A 3885-nucleotide genomic window follows, 5' to 3' on the forward strand; every position below is an offset into this window, starting at 1 on the left:
GGCCGGGTCGCGTGGACGGGCGGCGAGCCATTCCAGATAGTGGCGCGGCGCGGGCGGCTCCGCGAATCCGGTGTCGCTGCCACCCGTTTCGTAGAGGGCGACGAGGTCACCGAACAGCAGCGGCATGGACCAGCCGTCGAGAATCAGGTGGTGGTTGGTGATGACGAGCCGGAACCGGTTCGGGGCCACCGCGATACCGGCGAAGCGCAGCAGCGGTGGGCGATCCACCTCGAACGGGATGCGCAACTGCCGTGCCGCGAGCTCGTCGAGTTCGGCGTCGGTGGCACCGTGCGCGTCCAGCTCGGTCCAGGGCACCTCCACGTCCGAGACGATCACCTGCACAGCCGTTTCCGCGGTCTGCACGAAGGCCGCCCGCAGGGCCGGATGGCGGCGCACCAGGGCGGCGGCCGCGGCGGTCAGCCGATCACGATCGAGTTCGGCCTCGATATCGATGACGGCCTGCACCGAGTAGCCGTCCAGCCCGTCCGGGGCGAGCTGCGCCTGGAACAGCAGGCCGCGTTGCAGCGGCGTCAGCGGCCACACATCGTCCAGGTGGCCGAAACGCGCCTCCCAGGAATCGATCTCGGCCTGCGTGGTAGCGACCAGCGAAAGGTCGCTCGGCGTGCGGCCGCCCGTCTCCGGCTCGGTCAGCCGCCGCGCGATCTCGGTCACCGCCGCCAGCCAGTCCTGGGCGAGTTCGTCGGCGGCCTCGTGGTCGATGGCCGCGCAGGCGTACTGCCAGACGGCGTGCAGTCGGGTGCCCCGCTCGGTCACCAGGGCGGCGGCGTCCACCGACAGCACCGCGGCCAGCGGCATATCCGGATGCGCGTGCCCGCCCAGCCGATCCGTCATCCCCACCGGCATCCAGTCGGCCTCGACGGCGGCACCGGGAATCCGACCGAGATAGTTGAAGCCGATTTGCGGCTCCGGCAGCGCGGCGAGGTCGCCCCCGGCGGGGTTCAGATATCGCAGCAGACCGTAGCCGACACCGCCCGCGGGTACCGAGCGCACCTGCTCCTTGACGGTCTTCACCACCGCCGCAACGGTTTCCGCGGCGGGCCCGATCCGCAGCGGCACCTGCCGGGTGAACCAGCCGACCGTCCGCGACAGCTCCGCGCCGGGAGCGACGGCCTCGTCCCGGCCGTGCCGCTCCACGGTCACCACCGTCTCGGCATCGGGCCGCCCGCGGCGCGCGCGGAACCGCGCCAGCGCCAGCACCAGTGCCGCCAGCAGCGCTTCCTCCACGCCGCAGCGGTAGGCTGCCGCCACCCGCGTGAGCAGCACCTCGGTCTCGGCCTCGGGCAACTCCACGCGGATCCGGCCCGCGGTCCGATGCGTATCCACCGCCGGGTCGAGCCGACGGCGACCGAGGACCGGGTCCGGGGCCAGGACGGCACGCCAGTGGTCGAGACCGCCGAACCGTTCGGCGAACCCCTCCGGCAGCCCGTCCGCGTCCTCATCGACGGCCAGGGCGTGCAGGACATGCGCCCAGGTGCGCACGGATGTTCCGGTCTCCGGCAGCTCGGCGGCATGTCCGGTGCAGGTTCGCGACCAGGCGGTCATGAGATCGGGCAGCAGAATGCGCCAGGAGACGGCGTCGCAGGCGAGATGGTGGGCGGCCACGATCAGACGGCCCGACGCCGTCGGGCCGGGATCGAGCCAGGTCAGTGCGAGCATGCGGCCGCCGCGCGGATCGAGCCGCCGCACCGCCTCGGCGAGTTCCCGGTCGACGCGCGGATCAGGATCGCCGCACGGCACCCGGGTCAGCAACTGCTCGGCGTCGGCCAGCTGCGGCGGCGCCACCTCGAGCAGCGGACCCGCCACCGCTTCCACCACCCGGGCGCGCAGCATGTCGTGCCGGTCCAACAGACCCTGCACCGTGCGGACCAGAGCCGCGGACTCGATGCCGACGGGCAGCCGCACCACCATGGACTGGGCGAAGCGCTCCCAGCCCGGACGTGCCAGCAGCCAGGCGGCGATGGGGGTGAGCGGCATGCGGCCCACTCCCCCACCCGGCAGCTCCGGAAGGCGATGCGGCCCATCGGAAGTCCGGTGCGCGGCGGCGGCCAGGGCGGCGGGGGTGCGGTGTTCGAAGATGTCGCGCGCGGAGAACACCAGTCCGGCGGCGCGGGCGCGGGACACCAGGCCGATGGCCATGATCGAATCGCCGCCCAGGGCGAAGAAGGAGGAGTCGGGATCCACCGGCTCAGAACCCAGTACCTCACCGAACAATGCGCACAGCAGGCGCTCGGCCTCGCTGGCCGCCGCGCGCCGCCGCACCGGCGGGGCGACCACCGGCTCCGGCAGGGCCGCGCGGTCGACCTTGCCGTTGCCGGTGAGCGGCAGCGCGCCCAGCACCGTGACGGTGGCGGGCACCATGTACGGGGGCAAGCGTCGCGCGGCATGCTCGAGCAATTCCGGCTCACCGATCCGGGCGCCCGCCACCGGCACCACATAGGATGCCAGCGCGGTGCCCGCGCCGACCGGGCGCGCCACCGTCACAGCGATTTCCACGCCCGGGTGGGCGTCCAGCACGGCGTCGATCTCACCGAGTTCGATCCGCATCCCGCGCAGCTTCACCTGGAAGTCGCCGCGCCCCACGTACTCCAGGACGCCGGGGGCCCTCCAACGCACCAGATCGCCGGTGCGGTAGACGCGTTCGCCCGACGGCGCGGCCACGAAACGCTGCGCGGTGAGCCCCGGCCGCCCGGCATAACCGCGCGCCACGCCCGCACCGGCCACGTACAGTTCACCGACCACGCCGATCGGGACCGGGCGCAGCAGTCGGTCCAATACCAGCATCCCGACCCCCGGAATCGGGTCGCCGAGGCCCGCGGGCACGCCCGGCAGCAGGGCGTCGGTGTAGGTGACGGCCACCGTGGTCTCGCTGGGGCCGTACGAATTCAGCAGCCGCCGCCCGGGGCCGAAGCGCGCCACCAGTTCGGGCGGGCACGGCTCCCCGCCGGTGGACACCGCCCGCACCCCGTCCAGGGCATCGGGCTTCAAGGTGGCCAGCACGGCGGGCGTCGAACACACCTGTGTCACACCGTATTCGCGCACGATGCGCGCCATCTCACCGCCGAGCACCGGATCGGCGTCGGCGACCACGAGCGTCGCCCCGGCCGCGAACGCCTGGAGCCATTCCAGCACGGCGGCATCGAAACTCGGGTTGAGACACTGCAATACCCGCGAGCCCGGGGTGACGTCGTAGGCGTCGACGATCGCGGCGGCCAAGCCGGCCAGGCCTCGGTGGGTCACGACCACGCCCTTGGGCACGCCGGTCGACCCGGAGGTGAACACGAGATAGGCGGGATTGTCGATGCGGGCGCGGGACAGCGGCCCCTGCGACTCCACGCCCCGCGGCTCCACGCCTTGCGCTCCCGAATCGTGCGGCTCCCCACCCTGCGGCTCCGCGCCCAGCGGCTCAACACCCCGCGATTCCGAGCCCTGCGGCTCCCCACCCTGTGGCTCGACACCCCGCGATACTGCGCTCTGCGACTCCCCACCCCGCGACCCCCGACTCTGCGGCTCCGGGCCATCCCCCGCGACCTCGACTGGTTCGCCGGAATCGGCTTCCAGCACGAGCCAGCCGACCGAACCTGGGAGTCCCGGAAGCGTTTCCGCGACCGTCAGGCCCAGGCGCGCATCGCACTCCCCGGCGATCCGCAGCACGCGATCACCGGGCAGCGCGGTGCCCAGCGGTACGAAGGCGGCCCCGGTCTTGGTGACCGCCCAGACGGCGACCACCGCGGCCACCGAGCGCGGGAGGGCCAGCAGCACAGGTGTTTCCGGACCCACCCGCACCCCGGTCGCGGCACCCGCGGCGATCAGCCGGTGCGCCAGGCGATCCGAGAGGGCGTCGAGTTCGCCGTAGGTGAGCCGACG

The 3885-nt window shown here is 73.2% G+C and carries 1 protein-coding gene; it reads right to left on the bottom strand.

What is annotated here, in order from left to right; all coding sequences use genetic code 11:
* On the bottom strand, window positions 1-3885 hold a 3885-nt coding region (locus QK444_RS33830; protein ID WP_282786089.1), incomplete at both ends, for a condensation domain-containing protein.

Origin of the sequence: Nocardia sp. CC201C (assembly GCF_030010695.1) — a bacterium.
Classification (GTDB): domain Bacteria; phylum Actinomycetota; class Actinomycetes; order Mycobacteriales; family Mycobacteriaceae; genus Nocardia; species Nocardia otitidiscaviarum.